This window comes from Streptomyces sp. NPDC039609 (assembly GCF_055596705.1).
In genome coordinates this window covers 564,693-582,626 of the sequence record NZ_JBVIUJ010000005.1, presented here as the reverse complement: position 1 = coordinate 582,626, position 17,934 = coordinate 564,693, and the positions used below count along the sequence as shown (strand labels likewise).

Below are 17,934 nucleotides of genomic sequence, written 5' to 3'. Positions count from 1 at the left end.
GGGGTGTTGGTCGGGAATCAACAGTCATCCAGCCCAAGAGTCTGTACGGTTCCGATGATGCGGGGAAGCGTGACATCCGGCACACTCCGCCGATTCGGCAAGGAAGGGTTAGCGGGCCGCTGTGCCGGGCAGACTGCGTCTCTGCGGCAGGATGGCCTCTGTGACTGACGCTCTCGATCCCGCCGACATGCGCGAGCAGTACCGCACCACGGAGCTGACTGTGGCCGACCTCGCCCCCGAACCGATCGAACAGTTCACGCGCTGGTTCAAGGAGACCGCCACCAACCCGGCGATCCATGAGCCGAACGCGATGGTCGTCTCGACCGCCACAGCCGACGGCCGCCCGTCCTCCCGCACGGTGCTGCTCAAGCACTACGACGAGGCCGGTTTCGTCTTCTACACGAACTACGGCTCCCGCAAGGGCACCGAGCTGTCGGCCAATCCGTACATCTCGCTGCTCTTCCCCTGGCATCCGCTGGCCCGCCAGGTCATCGTCACGGGCCGGGCGGTGCGCACGGGCCGCGACGAGACGGTCGCCTACTTCCGCACCCGCCCGCACGGCTCCCAGCTGGGCGCCTGGGCCAGCCATCAGTCCTCGGTGATCGAGTCCCGCGAGGAACTCCTCACCCGGTACGAGGAGTTGACCGCGCGCTACCCGGACGACGAGCAGGTGCCGGTGCCGCCGGAGTGGGGTGGCTTCCGGGTCGTACCGGAGACGGTGGAGTTCTGGCAGGGCCACGAGAACCGGCTGCACGACCGGCTGCGGTACGTGCGGGTGGGGGACGGCGACGACTGGCGCGTGGAGCGCCTCTCACCCTGACACCTTCGCCGCCTCCGTGAGCGCCGTCTCGACGGCGTGCGGGATGTCCGTGACCGGGAACTGCGCGTGCCGTACGGTCCGCTCCCGGTCCACGACCAGGACCGCCCGCTTGAGCCGCAGCGCCTGTCCGGCGCGGAAGGTCGGCAGCCGGAGCGCCGCCGAGAGCCGGGCGTCCATGTCGGACAGCAGCGGGAAGGGGATCTCCTCGGCGGCGGCGAAGGCCCGCTGCTCGTCGGGGCGCTGGGTCGAGACCCCGTGGACGGCGACGCCGGCCGCCGTGAACTCCCCGTACGCGTCCCGGAACAGCCGGTTCTCCAGCGTGCAGCCGACCGTGCCGGGGATGTCGTTCCAGCCCTCGGGCAGCGGGCTCGGTCGCCCGGTCGCGGGGTAGCAGAAGAGGACGGTGGCGGCGGCTTCCGGGTCCACCGGGTCCCGCTCTCCGCCGGTGTGCGCCGGCAGCGTGAGGCGCGACAGCCGGGTGCCGGGGAGTTCGTGGACGCGGTGGGCCTCGGCGCTGTGCTCGTCGGCGGAGGCCGTGAGGGTGCCGTCGCCGAGGAGCCAGCGGTCGGCCCAGTCCTGCAGGGAGACCAGGACGGGGAGCAGTGCCCGGCCGGTGGCGCTGAGCCGGTACTCGTGCCGCACCGGCGCCTCCTGGTAGGGCACCTTGTCGAGCACGCCGCTGTCGACCAGGTGGTTCAGCCGCTCGGCGAGCACCTTCCGGGAGATGCCCAGCTCGCTCTGGAGCTCGTCGAACCGGTACCGGCCGCGGGCGGCCTCCCGTACGAGCAGCAGGCTCCACCAGTCGCCGACGACGGCGGCGGCCTGGGCGATCGCGCAGGCGGCGTCGCGCTCGGGCACGGCTCGGGCCATGGTCTCCTCCTCGGTCGGTCGACCGCTCCATCTTGCGCCATCGAGTGAGTTCCCGATAGAAACTCACCGTAAGTTTCGAAAAGAAACCCACTGATCGTTTCACGGGGGAGGGGAACGCCCGCATGCCCATAGCCCGGGCTACCGCCTGGCGCACCTGGCAGATGACCCGCCGCGCCTATCCATGGACCTACGCCGTCGGCACGGTCCTGCCGGCCGCGCTCGCCATCTCGCTCGCGTACTTCGGCTACCACGCCATCGGTGGCGCAGCCGTCGCCGACGACTTCACCGAAGGCAGCGGCACCACCGCCTACCTCGCCTACATCGTCGTCGGCGCGACCGCCTTCCAGTTCACCGTCCGGCTCATCCTCTGGTCCGCGAAGGCCCTCATCACCGAGCAGCGGCAGGGCACCCTCGGCGCCCTCCTCGTCGCACCCGCCGGCCGCCTCCCGTACCTCGCCGGCTTCACCGCCTTCGCCGTCCTCAGCAGCCTCGTCGAGTTCCTCACCCTCGGCGTCGTCGTCGCCCTGCTCGGCATCTCCGTCCCGGTGGCCTCCGTGACCGGCCTGCTCCTCGGCGGCCTCGCGCTGATCGGCGCCGTCTTCGCGCTCTCCGTCGGACTCGGCGGCCTCATGATCGCCGCCGGCGAGGCGCACATCTCCCAGAACACCGTCTTCATCGTCCTCGGCCTGGTCGGCGGCTTCACCTTCCCTCGCGCCTACCTGCCCGAACCCGTCCAGTGGTTCGCCGAACTGCTCCCCACCACCGCGGCGACGGACGTTCTGCACGCGGCGACCACCGGCGGGCAGTCGCTGCCCGACCTCCTGCCGAGGCTGGCCGTCTGCGCGCTGCTCAGCGGCGTCTACCTGCTCCTGGGCCTGACGTACCTGCCGCGGGCCGAGGCCCGCGCCGTAGAAAGGACGTACTGACATGACGGGCATTCAGGTGCGCGCGCTGCGCAAGGACTTCCCCGTACGCGACAAGGGGATCTTCGGGCCCCGCAGCCTCAAGAAGGCCGTCGACGGCCTCGACCTCGACATCCCGCCCGGCCGGATCACCGGACTCCTCGGCCTCAACGGCGCCGGCAAGACCACCACCATCAAGATCCTCGCCACCCTGCTGCGCCCGAGCTCCGGTGCGGTCACGGTCGACGGGCTCGACACCGTCGCCGACGCCCGCGCCGTACGCCGCCGCATCAACCTCATCGCGGGCGGCGAGCGCATGGTCTACACCCGGATGACCGGCCGGGAGAACCTCTGGTACTTCGGTCAGCTCTACGACGTCCCGAAGCGCGAACTGCGCACCCGCATCGACGAGTTGCTCAGCACGGTCGGCCTGTCCGACGCCGCGGACACCATGGTCGAGCGGTACTCGCGCGGCATGACCCAGCGCCTCGCCATCGCCCGCGGGCTGATCAACCGGCCCGCCTACCTCCTGCTCGACGAGCCCACTCTCGGCCTGGACGCCCCGATCGCCCGCGACCTGCGCCGCGTCGTGGCCCGGCTCGCCGAGGAGGGTACGGGCGTCCTGCTGACCTCCCACTACCTCGCCGAGGTCGAGGAACTCTGCGGCCATGTGTACGTGATCTCCACCGGCCGCCACCTCGCGGAAGGCAGCCCGGCGGAACTGAAGGCGGCCACCGGCAGCCACCGCACGATCCGCCTGACGGTCACCAACCCGAGCGAAGCGACGACCGCGGTGGCCGCACGCCTCGGCGCGAGCTCCGAACTCCTCCCCTCCGGAGCCGAGTTGATCACCCTGCGCCACCCGGACGACATGGCCGGCCCGCTGACCGCCGCGATCGTCGAGGCGGGCGGCTCGATCGGCGGGCTCGAGATCGCCGAGGCCAGCCTGGAGGACGCGATCCTGGCGCTCGCCGAGACCGGCGAGGAGGCCCTCGTATGAACCACGCCGTCCGGGTCTTCGCGGCGGAGGCCCTGAAACAGCACCGGCGCCTCTTCGGCCAGCCCCTCGTCGTCTTCTCGATGCTCGTCTGGCCCGTCCTCCAACTCGCCACCACGTACTACACGTTGCGCCCCGTCGCCACGGCCTCGCCGGCCGCCGCGAACTGGCCGCTCGCCGCCGACCCCGACCGGCTCCTCGCCTTCCTGGCCACCGGCACCCTCGCGTACGCCTTCTTCTTCTCCCTCGTCCAGAGCGCCTGGCACCTCTCCTTCGAGCGCGCCACCGGCACCCTGGAACTCCTCTTCCTCTCCCCGGCCGGCCGCCTCACCCTCATGCTCGCCAACGGCGCGGGAGCCCTGCTCCAGAACGCCTGGCTGCTCACCTGCTTCACGGTCGCCGCCCTCACCGGCTTCGGCACGCTGTCGGTCTCGGCCTGGTGGATGTACGGCGTCGTCCTCCTCGCCCTGCTGATCCCGGCGGTCGCCTGGGGAGCGTTCCTCAACAGCCTGCTGGTCTTCTCCCGCGACTCGGCGTTCCTGTACACGATCCTCGACGAGCCCCTCTGGTTCGTCTCGGGCGTCCGCCTCCCCCACTTCGCCCTGCCCGCGGCGATCCAGATCGTCGGCGCGGTCTTCCCGCTCACCGGCAGCCTGATCGCGGTCCGCGGAGCCCTCCTCGAACACCGCACCCTGACGGAGCTCGCCCCGACACTCCTCGGCCTGACCGCCCTCAGCGCCCTCCTGCTCGGCGCGGCCGCGGTGATCCTGCGCGTGGGGGAGGCCAGGTCCCAGCGAACGGGCAGGCTCTCGCTGGCCTGAGGGGCGTGCCGATCAGGCCGGGGCTCGCGGCGCCTGGCAAGACACCCCCTGGCGGCGCCCGTCGCGGCCCTCACCTGGTCGACCAACTCCGCCGCCCGGCCGACGTGGGGATGTCACCGGTGCCCACCACCGGCCCCGAACCCCCGCCGTAATCGAGCGCGAAGACGCAGTACCCCTCGGCCTTCAGCTTCGGCGCCAGGCCCGCCCAGTTGACGTACCGGTTCTCGAAGGTGCCGTGGACGAGGACGACCGGGCGCGGATGCGCGGCGCTCGGGCGGCAGCTCCAGTCGTCCGCGCCGGTGGGGACGGCCGTCGGATGGAGCAGGGAGTACCCGAGGGAGGCGAAGAAGCCGCCCTGGGGCGCGGCCCCACGGGGTCGGCGGCCGCCGCGGCCCCCTGCGCGGACTCGGTCCCGGCCCGCCTCCGCTTCGAGGCACTGCCCGCGCTGCGCACCCGAGCCCTGGAGCCGGGCGAGCGCAGACACGGAGAAAAACGCAGACGACCCGTGGGCCTTGGTCCCGTCCGCTCGAGTTCGGACGAGAGCCGGCCGGACTTACCGGCGGCCCACGGGTCGGGTGACTGCTTGGGATTCGGCAGGTGGCCTGCCGAGGTGCACAGAGTGCGACGGCAGGCCGTTAGCCCGCAGTCACCTCACGAATCCGAAAAGAAATCATGTTCTCGGATCACCTCCTTTCGCGTGTGCTCCACACCTTAGGAACTCTTCCGCGAAGCCTCAAGCCATTTATTCTCCGATTTCGCGGCGGGCCTGCCGGGCCAGTGCGGGCGGCCAGATCGCGAGGAAATCGGCCATGGCGGGATCCCAGGGGTGGACCGGCTCGACGAAGGACGTGCCGACGAGACTGCGGGTGTCAGGATCCTCGGCGGTCATCGCCCGCTCCAGGAACGCCAGGCACCGCCCCACGAGCTCGCTGTCCCCCCGGGCCCAGGCGTCGAGCACGAAAGGTGTCACGTCGAGGTCGAGGAAGACGTGCTGAAGGATTTCGTGCTCGTTGAAGAGATGGACCTCGAGATCCTCCCGCAGCTCGGGAACGGCCTCGACGAGCGCGGGCACGACACCGGCGTAGGAAAGCGGGTCGGGCATGGGCGGCGCGGTCACGCGGTACGTCCACGCATGGTCGAGAATCTCCTCGGCGGCGCCCGTCCAGGCCCCGGACGCCAGACAGCCGTCCACGTACCGCCCTCCGCGACCGAGCGCGAAGCTCCAGAAGTCCGGATGCGCCGTCTCCCGGAGCAGGACCAGCGGAACGCCGCGGTCGACGTCGTCGACGTATACGAACTCGTCCCGCACCCGGACGGCGACCTTCACCCCTACGCGTCGGCTCCACCGCTGCACGAGGGTCTCCATGACGTCCATCCTGCCGGACGTCCGTTCACGCGGCAGGGGTGCGGGAAGCGCCGGGTCGAGGGCCAGGCCCTCCAGGATGTCGTTGCTCCCCACTCGCCCCATGTTCGTTTCCGGGACGCAACGATTTCATTGAACCGGGTGTGTCCTGCGTCACGTTCAAGTTGAATGATCGGGGGCGTGCAGGTGCACGCGCGTACACCGTCCTGCAGGGGGTGCCGGGATGAGTGCTGCCAGGAGTGAGACCACGTCCGTGCCGGGTGACGATCTGCTCGCCGCGCTGCTCGACGGGATGGACGCGGCGCTCTGCGCATTCGACGCCGACGGGACCGTCACGCACTGGAACAGGGAGGCCGAGCGGATCCTCGGCTGGTCCGCCGGGGAGGCCGTCGGGCGGCGCGGGTTCGACGGGTGGGCCGCGCGGCGGGCCGACGCGGCCCAGGCGCTGGAGCGGCTGATGGCGGCGATGGAGGCGCCGGGCCGGCTGGTGCACGAGTTGGCGTTGGTACGGAAGGACGGCGGGCGAGTCCTCGTACGGACGCAGTCGGCCGGGGTGCGCGGCGCGGACGGGAAGCCCGCGGGGGTGTACTGCGCGTTCAGCGAGGTGCACGCGCAGATAGACCTGGAGCGCTCGATCGCGCTGAGCGAGGCGCTCTTCGAGGACGCGTCCTGGGGCGTCGTCCTCGTCGACGTGGACCTGCGGCCCACCACCGTCAACGGGTACGCCGCCCGGGCGATGGGCGGGGGCCGCACCACGCTGCTCGGCCGGCCGCTCGGCGAGCTGATCGCGCAGGGTGTCGAGGAGTTGGAGGGCGCGCTCCAGCACGTGCTGGCGGAGGGCGCGCCGCGGGCCCTGGCGGAGGTGTGGGTGACGCTGCGGACCGCGGAGGGCGAGCGACGGCGGTGCTGGCGCAGCGGGTTCGTGCGGCTGTCGTCACCGCTCGCGGAGGAGCCGGTGCCGCTGGGGGTGGGGTGGCTGTTCCAGGACGTCACGGAGGAGCGGCTCGCGGAGCAGGAGGCGGGCCGACTGCGGTTCCGGTACAGCCAGTTGCACCGGGCGGGCATGGCGGCGGCCGAGTGCGAGGATCCGAGGGAGGCGGCGACGGTCCTGCTGGACTTCGCGCTGGCCGGGTTCGCCGACCACGCGCTCGTCGACGTGGCGGCGGGGGAGCGGCGGCTGGTCCGTGTGGCGGCCACGCCCGGCGGCGAGCCCGGCCCGGTCGCCCCGGTCGCGGGCGGCGGAATCCCGGTGCGGTACCCGGCGGGCCACCCGGTCCTTCAGGCGGTGTCCCGTACGGGCCCGGTACGCGCGTCGGCCCCGGCGGCGAGCCCGCAGGGCGCCGAGGAATGGGCGGCGGAACGCCACTGGCCGCGGGACGCGGTCCACGCGCTGTGCCTCCCGCTGCGCAGCCGCGGCCGGACGGTGGGCGCGGTGACCTTCCTCCGCGGCGCGTCCCGCACCTCCTTCGAACGCCCGGACGCGGTGTACGCGGAGGTGGTGGCGGTCCGTGTGGCGTCGTACCTGGACCTGTCGACGGCGTCCACGCCACCGACCTCGTAGGACGGCTCCGCTCGTCACGGGCAGGCGCCCGTATGTCTCCCGCAACACCCCACTGTCGCCCCCGCTCCGCCAGGGCGGTGCCCGCCCGGACTCCCGCCGGGTTGTGGGCGGGTGTTCAGCGGGGCGGTGCCCGCCCGGACTCCCGCTGGGTTGGGGGCAGCCGACCCCGCGGGGCGGCGCTCACCCTCAACCCCGCTGGGTTGTGGGCAGGTGTTCCGCAGCGCGGTGCCCGCCCTCAACTCCGGCCGGGTTGTGGGCAGCTGTCCCGCGGCGCGGTGCCCGCCCGGACTCCCGCTGGGTAGTGGGTAGCCGTCCGGCAGCGCGGTGCCCGCCCTCAACCCTCACCCCCACCCGGTTGTGGGCAGGCGTTCCGCGGGGCCGGGGGGACCCCCAGCCCAGCGGGACGATTGCCCACACGGGGGTGGGGCGCCGGACGAGGCGTGCGGGGGCACCCCCAAAGCGGTACGGGCCGGGGGCGAGGCCGGCCCCCGTGGCCCACGCCCCCGCCCCCATGGCCCAGGCCCACGCCCCGGCCGCCGCCTACGCCGTCGCCAAGGCCAGCGTCGGGGACAGGCGGGACGCGCGGACCGCCGGGTACAGGCCCGCCACCGTCCCGATCGCCAGCGTCGCCGCGAAGCCGCCGACCACCGCCCACAGCGGCACCACCCATGGCAGCCCACCCGTGGACGCGTACACGCCCGTCGCCGCCGCGCCCAGCGCCACGCCCGCCAGGCCGCCGAGGCCGGACAGCATCAGGGACTCCGTCACGAACTGGATCCTGATCTGCCCCCGCGTCGCGCCCAAGGACCGTCGCAGGCCGATCTCGTGGCGGCGCTCCAGCACCGAGATGATCATGGTGTTGGCGACGCCGACCCCGCCCACCAGCAGCGCGATCCCGCCCAGCCCGAGCAGCAGCGTCGAGAACGCGCCCTCCGTCGCCGCCTTCGCCTTGAGCGCCGACGACGGATCGCCGACCGACACGTTCTGCGGGTTCTGCGGGTCGATCGTCGCGGCGAGGAGCTGCTGGACCTGCCGTACGGACACGTCCGTGGACCGCTCGTACACCGTCGTCGGATGTCCGTCGAAGCCCAGCAGCGGCCCCGCGCCCTCCCAGCCCACCAGCGCCGAGCGCTCGATCTCGGGGGCGAGCGGCAGCGGGTCGAGGATGCCGATGACGGTGAAGTACCGGTCGTCGATCCACACCTGCTGCCCCGGCCGGGTGATGCCCAGCCGTTCGGCCGCGACATGTCCCAACACCACGGACGGATAGCGGCCGTTGGCGGTGTTCAGCCACGTACCGGACGCCATCCCGCCGCGCAGGACGTCGAGGAGTCCCTCCGTCGCCGCCTTCACGGCGATCCCGCCCGTCTCGGCCTCCGGGATCTTCTCGGAGCGGCGCACCGAGCGCTTGAGGTCGCCGGTCCCTGCGGCCTCCTCGACCCCGCCGATACGGCCGACCATCCCCACCGCGTCCTTGGGCAGCTTGACCTCCTGCCCGCTGAACATCCCCTCGCCCGGCCGCGCGACCAGCATGTTCGTGCCGAGCGCGTCCAGCTGCCGGAGCAACTGGGCCTGGCTGGAGGCCGAGATGCCCACGACCGCGATCATCGTGGCGATGCCGATGGCGATCCCCAGCGCGGACAGCACGACCCGTACGGGCCGGCTCCGCAGCCCGGCGGATCCCACATGGAGAACGTCACGTGGCCCGAGCCGGGCGGCCGAGAGCTTCGTACGCGTACGGGACATCAGGCCGCGCCCTTTCCGTCGCCGGAGGGGGGTGATGCGGCGTCCGCACCCACCCACGCACCCCCGGAGCAGCGCGCCTCACCCCCGACCTCTCCGCCGGAGCCACGCGCCGCTCTCCCGACCTCTCCGCCGAAGCCGCCCGCCGCACCCCCGGGCCCACGCGCAACGCCCCCACCCCCGCTCCCCGTGTCCCCCACCACACGCCCGTCCCGTACCCGTACCTGTCGCGGCAGCCGTCCCGCGATCTCGCCGTCATGGGTGATCACCGCGATCGTCGCGCCCTCCGCGTTCAGGTCGTGCAGGAGCTCCATCACCGCCTCGCCCGACGCCGAGTCCAGCGCGCCCGTCGGCTCGTCGGCCAGCAGCAGGGCCGGTTCGCCGACCACCGCGCGGGCGATGGCGACCCGCTGCTTCTGTCCGCCGGACAGCTCGTGCGGCCGGTGCTTCATCCGGTCGGCGAGCCCCACCCGGGCCAGCGCGTCGGCGGCCATCCTCCGGCGCCGGGCCCGGGGCAGCCCGGAGTACAGCAGCCCCTCGGCCACGTTCTCCAACGCGCCCACACCCGGCACCAGATGGAACGCCTGGAAGACGAAGCCGATACGGCGCGCCCGCAGCGCCGACAGTCTGCGGTCCGTCAGCGAGGCCACGTCGTGGCCGGCGATCTCGACCGTTCCGGCGCTGGGCCGGTCCAGGGTGCCGACGATGTGCAGCAGCGTCGACTTGCCGGAACCGGACGGCCCGACGATTCCGAGCAACTCTCCCTCGACGACGGTGAGATCGACGCCGTCGAGGGCCCGGACGCCGCCCGCGTACTCCTTGGTGACTCCGGAGAGTCGTACGACCGTGGTCATGCGGACGGCACCCCGACCTTCATGCCCTCGCGCAGCCCGTCGCCGCTGACCTCGACCCGGCCCTGCCCGAACATGCCGAGCTCGACCTCCACGTCCCGGGCCGTTCCGTTCTCGACGACCTGGACACCGAAGCCGCCGCCGGGCAGAGCGAGCAGCGCGTTGACGGGTACGGACAGGACGTCCTGGCGTGTCTCGCCGGTGAGGTCGACGGTGACCGGGGACTGGTCGACGCCCTTGACCTTCTCCGGGTCGTCGAAGGAGACGGTGACGGGGATCTTCGGGGTCCGGTCCTGCGGGTCGTCGCCGGCCTTCGCGGTCTTCCCGACCGACGACACCTTCCCCGGCAGCTCCGTACCGTCCGGCAGCAGAACCTTCACCCGGGTGCCGGACTTCGCCAACGTGGCGTCGGAGACCGGGATTTCGAAGCTCACGACGCGCTCGGAGCCGGTCACGGTGAGCACCGGACCGCCCGGCGCGACCCGGTCGCCGGGTGCGGCGCCCGCTTCCTTGACCCGTACCGCGCTGCCCGCGAAGGCGATCTGGTCCGGACCGACGGTGCCGGTCTGCTTCAGCTCGTGGGACTTCTGCCAGCGCTTGACGGCTGCGGCCGTCTTCGCCGTGTACTCCTCGTCGACGTCGAAGCCGGTGTACCCGAGGGCGGCGAGGTTCTGCTCCAGCTGGTGGACGTCCTTGCCCTTGTCGCCGGTCTTGAGCGTCCGGTACATGGGCTCGGCGCCGTACATCAGCCGGACCGGGCGGCCCTCGACCTCGTACAGCCGCTCGTCGCGCTCGACGACGGAGCCGGTGCCCGCGATCCAGGTGAGGATCCCGGCCGGGCCCGCGTTGATCTTCCGTTCGCCGAGGTGGCCGAGGGTGCCGTCCTGCTGGGAGCTGTTGCTGAGGTCGCCGCGGGTGACGGGTGCGGTGGCCTTCGGCAGCCCCTTGGAGTCGGCCTCGACCTCGGGCTTGTCGGGGGCGGTCAGCGCGGTGACGGCCGCTCCGCCGCCCGCGACCGCGACGATCGCCACCAGGGCGACCACGAGCCTGCGCCTGCTCATCGGCCCACGCCCTCGCACGCCTTGGCCGCCTTGTCGAACTTCTGCTTCTCGGCGCCCTTCGGTATCGGCATCGCGGCCTGCGCGCCGCCGTCGAACTTCGGATCGGGCATGGAGAACCCGTTCTCGCGCATGCACTTCGCGTACGCCAGGGCCTTGTCCTTGTCGGCCTGCGTCGGCTCCTTGCCGAGGCCGGCGCCGCCGCCCTTGCCCTGGCACGCCTTGAAGGCCTTCTCCATCTTCTCCTTCGACATGCCGTCGCCGCCGATGGTGAGCCCGACGCCCTGCTCGCCCGGCTTGGGCTCGGGCACGTCGAGGCCCTGCTCGCGCAGGCACTTGCGGTGCTCGAAGGCCTGGTCGGCCTTCTTGCCCTCCTCGTTCGCCCCGGGGGCGTCGCTCCCGCCGCCGGAGCAGGCGGCCGTGAAGAGGGAGAGGGCGGCGAACGAGGCCGCGGCGGCCAGCTTGGTCTTCCGTGAGGTCGTCATGGGCGGGAGCGTGCCGCGAAGGGATGTTTCGCTTCTCTCAGCGGATGGGTTAACACCGGCGAAAGGTCCCCTTCGGATACACAGGGGCCATGCGCGTACTGGTGGTGGAGGACGAGGCGTTTCTCGCCGAGATGATCGCCGAGGGGCTGCGCCGCGACGCGATCGCCGTGGACGTCGCGGCCGACGGCCTCGAAGCGCTGCGGAAACTGCAGCTGGGCGAGTACGACGTCCTCGTCCTGGACCGCGACCTGCCCGGGATGCACGGCGACGCCGTGTGCCGGCGGGTGGTCGAGCAGCGGCTGATGACGAGGGTGCTGATGCTGACGGCGGCGGGGACGGTACGGGACCGGGTGGAGGGCCTCGGCCTCGGCGCCGACGACTATTTGACCAAGCCCTTCGCGTACGACGAGCTGCTCGCCCGGGTCCTGGCGCTGGGCCGGCGCGCCCGGCCCGCGCTGCCTCCCGTACTGGAGCGCGCCGGGATCGTCCTCGACACCGCCCGCCGCCAGGCCAGCAGGGACGGGCGCCATCTGCATCTGTCGCGGAAGGAGTTCGCGGTCCTGGAGGCGCTGCTGCGGGCCGAGGGGGCGGTGGTGAGCGGCGAGGACCTGATCGAGCAGGTCTGGGAGGAGCACACGAGCTACCGCACGAACGCGGTACGGGTGGCGCTGAGCAAGCTGCGGGCGAAGCTGGGTGAGCCGCCGGTGGTGGAGACGGTGCCGGGCGCGGGCTACCGGATCTCGTCATGAGGCGGGTGGTGACGGGGGAACGGTCCCGGCTGACGGCCCTGTACGGCGGGCTCCTGCTGCTGGCGGGCGGGCTGCTGACGGGCGTGGTCTATCTGCTGGTGAAGGAAGGGCTGTACTCCTCGATCAGCGTGGCGATCACCGGCGCGGTGCCGGCGCGGCGGTTGGAGGACCTGCCGACGGCGTTCCCGTCGGGCTACCCGAGCGCCGTGCCGGCGAGCCCCGCTCCGACGGTGCCCGGCCAGGTCTCTCCCGAAATGCTGACGGTGGCGCGGACGGTCAGCGACGCGGCGGAGTCCGCGGCCCTGGAGCGGCTCCTGACGGTCTCGCTGATCGTCCTCGCCGTGTACGCGGTCCTCTCGGTCGCACTGGCCTGGTGGATGGCGGGCCGGGTGCTCCGGCCGGTGGCCGTGATCACCGAGACGGCGCGTCGGCTGTCGGGCGAGAACCTGCACGAGAGGATCGCGCTGGAGGGCCCGCCGGGCGAGCTGAAGCGGCTGGCCGACACCTTCGACGGGATGCTCGGCCGGATGGAACGGCTGGTCTCCGCGCAGCAGCGGTTCGCGGCGAACGCGGCGCACGAGCTGCGTACGCCGGTCGCGGTGCAGCGGGCGGCGGCGGAGATCGGGCTCGCGGGGGAGCCGTCCCCGGAGCGGGTCGCCCGGATCAGGGAGAAGCTGATCGAGGTCGCCGACGACAGCGAACGGATCATCGAGGGACTGCTGTTGCTCGCCGCCTCCGACCAGGGGCTGCGGGAGCGGCGGCCGGTGGCGGTGCACGAGGTGGCCCGCGGGGCGGTGGACGCGCTGGCGGCCGAGGCGGCGGAGCGCGGGGTGACGGTCACGGTACGGGCCCGGCCGCTGACGGTCGACGGAGACGCGGTGCTGCTGGACCGGCTGGTCCACAACCTGGTGGTGAACGGCGTCCGCCACAACGTCCCCGAAGGCCGCGTGGACGTCCGTACGGGTCCGGAAGGCATCGAGGTGACGAACACCGGCCCCGAGGTTCCGCCCGACACGGTCCCGCTCCTCTTCGAGCCCTTCCGCCGGCTGACGGCCCGTACCCAGGCCCCCGACGAGGGTGCGGGCCTGGGTCTCTCGATCGTCGACTCGATCGCCCGGGCCCACGACGCCACCACGGAGGCGTTCCCGAACAGGGAGGGCGGAGGTCTGACGGTACGGGTGCGGTTCACGGCGCACGGCTGACTCCCGGACGGCGGTCAGCCGTCGTCGCGGAGCCGGCGCCCGATCTCGATGTCCTTCTCCAGCGCGCTCAGCCGCGGCGGGGTCCTGGACGAGTCCAGAACCACCACATGAAGCCGGTCGCCCGCCGCCGGGGGCGGCGCCTCCTCCGACCACCACGAGGGATGCTTGACCTGGTCGATGAAGCCCTCTTCGCCTTGCGTGCCCTCGATCCTCACCCGCGAGCCCACCGTCGCCACCCCGAGAATCACCACGTCGCACTCCTCGTGGTCCTTGACCATTGCGCCACCCCCTACCGCCGTGCGGAATCCATGGCTTCTTCATGACCAGTTCGTTGAACCGGTCCAGCTTGTCCACCGGAATCACCCGCTCGATCCGTGGTGCTCCGTCCTTCCCGTTCGTGTCGTACACCTTCATGTACTCGGAGCTGGTGAACTCCTCCAGGAAGTCCGGGTGCATGTCGTACCGCACCATGCCATTCGCGTAGTTGATGCCGCCGTTCGGGCTCCAGTACTCGGTGGCCACGTCCCGCTCGCCGAAGTAGATGGCTCCGTCGGAGATGACACCGCCGCCCAGATCCACTCCCTTCTGGTGGTCTCCCCCGCGCGGCGGAGGCGGTTCGCCGTAGCGGACGAAGTGCGGCGGTCGCTCCCCGACCAGCATGGACGTCATGACGACGACCGCACCTCTCACCGCCCCCGCCCCCCTCTGGGCCCGCCGTGCCGCCCACGCCGTCGCGCTGTGCGCCCTTCCGTCCGGCCTGTGGCGCATCGCCATGGCGTCCGGGATCTACGTGGGCTACAGCGACCAGGTGTTGCGGGAGGTCTTCGACATCCCGGGGTGGGGGATCGCGTACGTCGTCGGCCTCTCCGTCCTTGCCGAGGTGGCCGCGCTGTTCCCGCTGCTGCTCGTCAGCGACCGGTGGCGGCCCCTGTCTCCCCGCATCCTCACCGCGGTGTCCTGGAGCGCCTCGGTCGTCCTGCTCCTGGTGGCGCTGTGGCAGCTCGTGGTCGCGTTCACGGTCGAGAGCCAGACGTACATGTCGAGCGGTACGGCGCAGACCGTCTGGTGGTTCGTCTTCGCCCCGCTGTTCGCCATTCCGGCCCTGATGACCGCGGTGACCTGGTCGTACGCGAAGCGCCGGCGGGCACAGGAGCGGGCGCAGGCGCAGGCCTGATCCGCTCACGTGCTCGCGGCGCAGGCCGGCCCGCCGCTCAGCCGCGGATCCAGTTCTCTTCCATCAGATCCGTCGCGGCGTGGGTGTGCCGTACGCGGAACACCGACGTCTTCACCCTCCGCCGACGCCACGGGCGACGGGGTCCGAGGATCAGCTCCCCGAGCCCGCCCCAATAGGTCGAGGCGGGATTGTCCGGGTCGTACGTGACATCGGCATCCGTCGCCGTCCGCGCCGTCACCCCGCAGGCGTCCAGAACGGCCCGGGGGTCGCCGCCCCGAACTCCCGTGCCCGGTCCGGGTCATTGGGCGGCCATGCCGGCGAGTGTTCCGTCAACGGCGGCAGCACGACCGTGATCGTGTGATTCCCCGATCCCCGTACCTGCGCCTGCGACGGGCACGTCCCAAAGCTGTTCTCCGTCATGGTCATCACCGTAAAGCCACGAGCTCTCGACTCAACCTCCGTCCATGCAGAGCGAGTTGGAGCGCAGGCTGCCTCAGTCGGTGTCAACGACCAACGGGGGCGCCGACCCCGGCCGATCCATCCTGGGCCCCAGGGGAACCCGACGTGAACCGTGCGGGGCCGCCCCGTGCGAGGGGCCGCTCTCGTCCGAAAGGGGGGTTCACCGGCGCCCCGCGGGCTGCTAGGTTAGGCAAGCCTAACCTAAGGAGTTCTGATGGCCTTCGCCAAGGCGCGCCGCAACGGGCCGACCGACGCCGAGCGGATCCGCTCCGTCATCGCCGCCGCCGGCTCCCTGAGTCTGACGACGGACGGCAACAGCTACGACCTGGTGGCGATGCACGACGTGGACGACGCGGGCCGGCTGGCGCTGCACGCCCCGGCGGACAGTCCGCTGGCGGCCGAGGTCGCGTGCGCTCCCCGCGGAGTGCTCTCCGCGCTGCTGGAGTTCACGGACATCGCCCCGATCGCGGTCCGCGACCGGGTCAGGGCGCGTGTCACTCTCGCGGGGCGGCTCACGCCGTCTCCCCTGCAGACCTCACCCGGCGTACTCGTGCTCCGGCTCGATCTGGCGCAGGCGAGCATCCAGCGGGGCGCGCTCGTCGACCACGTCGGCCCGGACGATCTGGGGCGTGCCGCTCCGGACGTGCTGGCGGTGGCCGAGGCCGCGATGCTCACCCACCTGGAGGAGGGCCATCGGGATGTCGTCGACCGCCTGGCCCGGCTGGCCGACCCGGAACTCCCCCATGCAGCGGTCCGCGTCGCGCCCCTCGCGCTGGACCGCCACGGGATCACCCTCCGACGCGAGTGCGCCCACGGCAGCGCCGATCTCCGGATCGTGTTCAGGACTCCGGTGAAGGACGTGGACGAGGTCGGCCGACAGGTGGAACTCCTCCTGCGCCGCGCCGTGGCCGCGCCTTCCGGGAAGCGGGCGGGCCGGGACGGGGCGGACTCCTAGTGCCGGAAGAAGATCCGGTCGCGGTACTCCGTCATCACCCGGCCGTTCCACTCGTGGCCGCCGTCCACGTTCCCCGAGCGCAGCAGCGGCGGCTCGATGCCCAGGCGGACCAGCTCCTCGGTCGCCGCGGCCATCGTGGCCTGCATCAGCGCGCTCGTGACCACCGTCGAGGCGGGCGCGAAGGGGGCCTCGATGGCCTCGTGGGTGAGCTCGGCGTCGCCGATGGCGATGTGCGAGTCGAGGACGATGTCGCAGTGGTCCTTCAGATACGTTCCCGAGACATGCCGGGACTTCGTCTCCGTCGCGTACGCCAGCGAGGTGACACCGATCACCGTCAGGCCCAGGGCGCGCGCGTTCATCGCCATCTCGACCGGCAGGGCGTTGCGGCCGGAGAGCGAGATGATGATCAGTACGTCGCCGGCCTTGGCGGGCGAGGAGTCGAGTACCGCCCCCGCGAGACCGTCCACGCGCTCCAGGGCCGAGCCGAGTGTCGCCGGCATGACGTCGACGCCGACCACGCCGGGCACGGCGAGCAGGTTCATCAGCGCCAGTCCACCCGCCCGGTAGACGACGTCCTGGGCGGCGAGCGAGGAGTGTCCCGCGCCGAAGGCGAAGAGGCGGCCGCCGGCGGCGACGGCCTCGGCGATCGCGGTTCCGGCCGCGGCGATCTCCTCGGCGTCCCCGTCGCGGACCTGCTGGAGCAGGCCGATCGCGGCGTCGAAGAACTGTCCGGCCAGCTTGGACTCGCGCGCGCTGTCGCCCATTCCCGAAGCTCCTTGTCGTCGTGTCGCGGATCACGGTGCGGTCTGGACCATTGCTCTGTCAATACCGCCTTTCCCCGGCGCGGCACGGTTGTCTGTGGCATGCGTCAGAATTGGGGCAGGGCCAGCGCACGACTCATCGAGGGGCACGTATGTCCGGACTGATCGACACAACGGAGATGTATCTCCGCACCATCCTCGAGCTCGAGGAGGAAGGTGTGGTCCCCATGCGCGCCCGGATCGCGGAGCGGCTCGACCAGAGCGGCCCCACGGTGAGCCAGACGGTGGCCCGTATGGAGCGCGACGGTCTGGTGACCGTCGCGGGTGACAGGCACCTGGAGCTGACGGACGAGGGCCGTCGACTCGCCACGCGCGTGATGCGCAAGCACCGGCTCGCCGAGTGCCTGCTCGTCGACGTGATCGGCCTGGAGTGGGAGCAGGTCCACGCCGAGGCCTGTCGCTGGGAGCACGTGATGAGCGAGGCCGTGGAGCGGCGCGTTCTGGAGCTGCTGCGGCACCCGACGGAGTCGCCGTACGGCAACCCGATCCCGGGTCTCGAGGAGCTGGGCGAGAAGGCCGAGGCGGAGGCCTTCCTGGACGACTCCATGGTCTCGCTGGCCGATCTGGACGCGGGCCAGGAGGGCAAGACGGTGATCGTCCGCCGGATCGGCGAGCCGATCCAGACGGACGCCCAGCTGATGTACACGCTGCGGCGCGCGGGCGTGCAGCCCGGTTCCGTGGTGAGCGTGACGGAGTCGGCGGGCGGTGTTCTCGTCGGCAGCAGCGGCGAGGCGGCCGAGCTGGCCGCCGATGTGGCGGCGCACGTCTTCGTGGCGAAGCGCTAGCCGCGGTTGAGCGTCGGCCGAGTCCGGGCGTCGGCCGAGTCCGGGCGCCGGCCGAGGTCGAGCGTCGGCCGAACTCCGCAGCGTAGGCCGAGGCCGAAGCGCCGGGCCGAGTCCGGGCGCCGGCCGAGGCTGAAAGCGCCGGCCGAGGCTGAAAGCGCCGGCCGAGCACCTCCTCAGGGCCCCGGGAACACCCCCTCCTGCTTCCCGGGCCCGTTTTACGGCGGAATCACCACGCCCGCACCCTCGGCGTGCCACGCTGGGGGGAGCCGTACGGTCGGGGAGGGGTGTGGCGATGACGAAGGCGTCCGGGGCGGTGCG

The 17,934-nt window shown here is 72.1% G+C and carries 20 protein-coding genes and 1 pseudogene; 10 read left to right on the top strand and 11 right to left on the bottom strand.

Going from position 1 to position 17,934, the window contains the following annotated elements:
• The first annotated feature begins 187 nt into the window (after positions 1-187).
• The gene (gene pdxH / locus ACZ561_RS18080; protein WP_470995917.1) at positions 188-820 is read left to right on the top strand and encodes a pyridoxamine 5'-phosphate oxidase; all 633 of its coding nucleotides are present in this window, start codon (positions 188-190) and stop codon (positions 818-820) included.
• Here pdxH and ACZ561_RS18075 read toward each other — a convergent pair.
• Complete coding sequence (locus tag ACZ561_RS18075) at positions 812-1,690, bottom strand: winged helix-turn-helix transcriptional regulator (RefSeq protein ID WP_470995755.1); 879 nt, start codon at positions 1,688-1,690, stop codon at positions 812-814. The two genes, pdxH and ACZ561_RS18075, sit on opposite strands and share 9 nt — an antisense overlap.
• A 122-nt stretch (positions 1,691-1,812) precedes the next feature.
• On the opposite strand from ACZ561_RS18075, the gene ACZ561_RS18070 reads away from it, so the two are divergent.
• Genes ACZ561_RS18070 through ACZ561_RS18060 form a run of 3 tightly spaced genes read left to right on the top strand, consistent with a single transcriptional unit; the run spans position 1,813 to position 4,410 of the window.
• Positions 1,813-2,616 carry an ABC transporter permease gene (locus ACZ561_RS18070; RefSeq protein ID WP_470995752.1) on the top strand — a complete coding sequence of 268 codons (804 nt, stop codon included), beginning with the start codon at positions 1,813-1,815 and terminating at the stop codon, positions 2,614-2,616.
• 1 nt (position 2,617) lies between these two features.
• Positions 2,618-3,592 (top strand): ABC transporter ATP-binding protein, encoded by a 975-nt coding sequence (locus tag ACZ561_RS18065; RefSeq protein ID WP_470995749.1) that lies wholly within the window; start codon positions 2,618-2,620, stop codon positions 3,590-3,592.
• Positions 3,589-4,410: an ABC transporter permease gene (locus ACZ561_RS18060; protein ID WP_470995746.1), complete on the top strand. Its 822-nt coding sequence runs from the start codon at positions 3,589-3,591 to the stop codon at positions 4,408-4,410. Before ACZ561_RS18065 ends, ACZ561_RS18060 begins: the two co-directional genes overlap by 4 nt.
• 70 nt (positions 4,411-4,480) lie before the next feature.
• On the opposite strand, the gene ACZ561_RS18055 is transcribed toward ACZ561_RS18060, so the two are convergent.
• Together ACZ561_RS18055 and ACZ561_RS18050 are read right to left on the bottom strand one after the other, a co-directional pair.
• On the bottom strand, positions 4,481-4,894 hold the full coding sequence (locus tag ACZ561_RS18055; protein WP_470995743.1) for an esterase/lipase family protein: 414 nt from the start codon (positions 4,892-4,894) through the stop codon (positions 4,481-4,483).
• Between the two features lie 258 nt (positions 4,895-5,152).
• Complete coding sequence (locus ACZ561_RS18050; protein ID WP_470995741.1) at positions 5,153-5,869, bottom strand: DUF7674 family protein; 717 nt, start codon at positions 5,867-5,869, stop codon at positions 5,153-5,155.
• Positions 5,870-5,996: 127 nt separating this feature from the next.
• Between ACZ561_RS18050 and ACZ561_RS18045 the strand changes: the two genes are divergently transcribed.
• Positions 5,997-7,334 carry a PAS domain-containing protein gene (locus tag ACZ561_RS18045; RefSeq protein WP_470995739.1) on the top strand — a complete coding sequence of 446 codons (1,338 nt, stop codon included), beginning with the start codon at positions 5,997-5,999 and terminating at the stop codon, positions 7,332-7,334.
• A 540-nt stretch (positions 7,335-7,874) separates the two neighbouring features.
• On the opposite strand, the gene ACZ561_RS18040 is transcribed toward ACZ561_RS18045, so the two are convergent.
• From ACZ561_RS18040 to ACZ561_RS18025, 4 genes are read right to left on the bottom strand one after another with little or no spacing between them, the layout of a single operon-like run.
• On the bottom strand, positions 7,875-9,080 hold the full coding sequence (locus ACZ561_RS18040) for an ABC transporter permease (protein WP_470995736.1): 1,206 nt from the start codon (positions 9,078-9,080) through the stop codon (positions 7,875-7,877).
• Positions 9,080-9,931, bottom strand: coding sequence for an ABC transporter ATP-binding protein (locus ACZ561_RS18035; protein ID WP_470995733.1), 852 nt, complete (start codon positions 9,929-9,931; stop codon positions 9,080-9,082). Before ACZ561_RS18035 ends, ACZ561_RS18040 begins: the two co-directional genes overlap by 1 nt.
• Complete coding sequence (locus tag ACZ561_RS18030) at positions 9,928-10,989, bottom strand: peptidoglycan-binding protein (RefSeq protein WP_470995730.1); 1,062 nt, start codon at positions 10,987-10,989, stop codon at positions 9,928-9,930. Before ACZ561_RS18030 ends, ACZ561_RS18035 begins: the two co-directional genes overlap by 4 nt.
• The gene (locus tag ACZ561_RS18025) at positions 10,986-11,471 is read right to left on the bottom strand and encodes a hypothetical protein (RefSeq protein WP_470995727.1); all 486 of its coding nucleotides are present in this window, start codon (positions 11,469-11,471) and stop codon (positions 10,986-10,988) included. The genes ACZ561_RS18030 and ACZ561_RS18025 overlap by 4 nt, the downstream gene beginning before the upstream one ends.
• Positions 11,472-11,560: 89 nt before the next feature.
• On the opposite strand from ACZ561_RS18025, the gene ACZ561_RS18020 reads away from it, so the two are divergent.
• Together ACZ561_RS18020 and ACZ561_RS18015 are read left to right on the top strand one after the other, a co-directional pair.
• Positions 11,561-12,220, top strand: coding sequence for a response regulator transcription factor (locus ACZ561_RS18020; RefSeq protein ID WP_470995724.1), 660 nt, complete (start codon positions 11,561-11,563; stop codon positions 12,218-12,220).
• Positions 12,217-13,422: an ATP-binding protein gene (locus ACZ561_RS18015; RefSeq protein WP_470995721.1), complete on the top strand. Its 1,206-nt coding sequence runs from the start codon at positions 12,217-12,219 to the stop codon at positions 13,420-13,422. Before ACZ561_RS18020 ends, ACZ561_RS18015 begins: the two co-directional genes overlap by 4 nt.
• A 14-nt stretch (positions 13,423-13,436) precedes the next feature.
• On the opposite strand, the gene ACZ561_RS18010 is transcribed toward ACZ561_RS18015, so the two are convergent.
• Entirely contained in the window at positions 13,437-13,700 is a 264-nt protein-coding gene (locus tag ACZ561_RS18010) for a hypothetical protein (protein WP_470995718.1), read from the bottom strand.
• Positions 13,701-14,089: 389 nt separating this feature from the next.
• On the opposite strand from ACZ561_RS18010, the gene ACZ561_RS18005 reads away from it, so the two are divergent.
• Positions 14,090-14,596 (top strand): hypothetical protein, encoded by a 507-nt coding sequence (locus ACZ561_RS18005; protein ID WP_470995715.1) that lies wholly within the window; start codon positions 14,090-14,092, stop codon positions 14,594-14,596.
• 37 nt (positions 14,597-14,633) lie between these two features.
• On the opposite strand, the pseudogene ACZ561_RS18000 reads toward ACZ561_RS18005, so the two are convergent.
• Positions 14,634-14,858: pseudogene (locus ACZ561_RS18000) on the bottom strand (DUF6333 family protein); the annotation flags it as partial.
• Positions 14,831-15,016: a DUF6333 family protein gene (locus ACZ561_RS17995; protein WP_470995712.1), complete on the bottom strand. Its 186-nt coding sequence runs from the start codon at positions 15,014-15,016 to the stop codon at positions 14,831-14,833. The gene ACZ561_RS17995 and the pseudogene ACZ561_RS18000, both read right to left, overlap by 28 nt.
• A 253-nt stretch (positions 15,017-15,269) precedes the next feature.
• On the opposite strand from ACZ561_RS17995, the gene ACZ561_RS17990 reads away from it, so the two are divergent.
• On the top strand, positions 15,270-16,010 hold the full coding sequence (locus tag ACZ561_RS17990; RefSeq protein WP_470995709.1) for a DUF2470 domain-containing protein: 741 nt from the start codon (positions 15,270-15,272) through the stop codon (positions 16,008-16,010).
• On the opposite strand, the gene ACZ561_RS17985 is transcribed toward ACZ561_RS17990, so the two are convergent.
• A complete protein-coding gene (locus ACZ561_RS17985) occupies positions 16,007-16,774 on the bottom strand; it encodes an SIS domain-containing protein (protein ID WP_470995706.1) in 768 nt (255 codons plus the stop codon). The two genes, ACZ561_RS17990 and ACZ561_RS17985, sit on opposite strands and share 4 nt — an antisense overlap.
• Positions 16,775-16,923: 149 nt before the next feature.
• Between ACZ561_RS17985 and ACZ561_RS17980 the strand changes: the two genes are divergently transcribed.
• Positions 16,924-17,616, top strand: coding sequence for a metal-dependent transcriptional regulator (locus ACZ561_RS17980; RefSeq protein ID WP_470995703.1), 693 nt, complete (start codon positions 16,924-16,926; stop codon positions 17,614-17,616).
• The last annotated feature ends 318 nt before the right edge of the window (positions 17,617-17,934 follow it).

Excerpts from the sequence above, each read along its gene's own strand:
- pdxH (WP_470995917.1), top strand. The coding sequence starts at position 188 with ATGCGCGAGCAGTACCGCACCACGGAGCTGACTGTGGCCGACCTCGCC.
- ACZ561_RS18075 (WP_470995755.1), bottom strand. The coding sequence starts at position 1,690 with ATGGCCCGAGCCGTGCCCGAGCGCGACGCCGCCTGCGCGATCGCCCAG.
- ACZ561_RS18070 (WP_470995752.1), top strand. The coding sequence starts at position 1,813 with ATGCCCATAGCCCGGGCTACCGCCTGGCGCACCTGGCAGATGACCCGC.
- ACZ561_RS18065 (WP_470995749.1), top strand. The coding sequence starts at position 2,618 with ATGACGGGCATTCAGGTGCGCGCGCTGCGCAAGGACTTCCCCGTACGC.
- ACZ561_RS18060 (WP_470995746.1), top strand. The coding sequence starts at position 3,589 with ATGAACCACGCCGTCCGGGTCTTCGCGGCGGAGGCCCTGAAACAGCAC.
- ACZ561_RS18045 (WP_470995739.1), top strand. The coding sequence starts at position 5,997 with ATGAGTGCTGCCAGGAGTGAGACCACGTCCGTGCCGGGTGACGATCTG.
- ACZ561_RS18040 (WP_470995736.1), bottom strand. The coding sequence starts at position 9,080 with ATGTCCCGTACGCGTACGAAGCTCTCGGCCGCCCGGCTCGGGCCACGT.
- ACZ561_RS18035 (WP_470995733.1), bottom strand. The coding sequence starts at position 9,931 with ATGACCACGGTCGTACGACTCTCCGGAGTCACCAAGGAGTACGCGGGC.
- ACZ561_RS18030 (WP_470995730.1), bottom strand. The coding sequence starts at position 10,989 with ATGAGCAGGCGCAGGCTCGTGGTCGCCCTGGTGGCGATCGTCGCGGTC.
- ACZ561_RS18025 (WP_470995727.1), bottom strand. The coding sequence starts at position 11,471 with ATGACGACCTCACGGAAGACCAAGCTGGCCGCCGCGGCCTCGTTCGCC.
- ACZ561_RS18020 (WP_470995724.1), top strand. The coding sequence starts at position 11,561 with ATGCGCGTACTGGTGGTGGAGGACGAGGCGTTTCTCGCCGAGATGATC.
- ACZ561_RS18015 (WP_470995721.1), top strand. The coding sequence starts at position 12,217 with ATGAGGCGGGTGGTGACGGGGGAACGGTCCCGGCTGACGGCCCTGTAC.
- ACZ561_RS18010 (WP_470995718.1), bottom strand. The coding sequence starts at position 13,700 with ATGGTCAAGGACCACGAGGAGTGCGACGTGGTGATTCTCGGGGTGGCG.
- ACZ561_RS18005 (WP_470995715.1), top strand. The coding sequence starts at position 14,090 with ATGACGACGACCGCACCTCTCACCGCCCCCGCCCCCCTCTGGGCCCGC.
- ACZ561_RS17995 (WP_470995712.1), bottom strand. The coding sequence starts at position 15,016 with ATGACGGAGAACAGCTTTGGGACGTGCCCGTCGCAGGCGCAGGTACGG.
- ACZ561_RS17990 (WP_470995709.1), top strand. The coding sequence starts at position 15,270 with ATGGCCTTCGCCAAGGCGCGCCGCAACGGGCCGACCGACGCCGAGCGG.
- ACZ561_RS17985 (WP_470995706.1), bottom strand. The coding sequence starts at position 16,774 with ATGGGCGACAGCGCGCGCGAGTCCAAGCTGGCCGGACAGTTCTTCGAC.
- ACZ561_RS17980 (WP_470995703.1), top strand. The coding sequence starts at position 16,924 with ATGTCCGGACTGATCGACACAACGGAGATGTATCTCCGCACCATCCTC.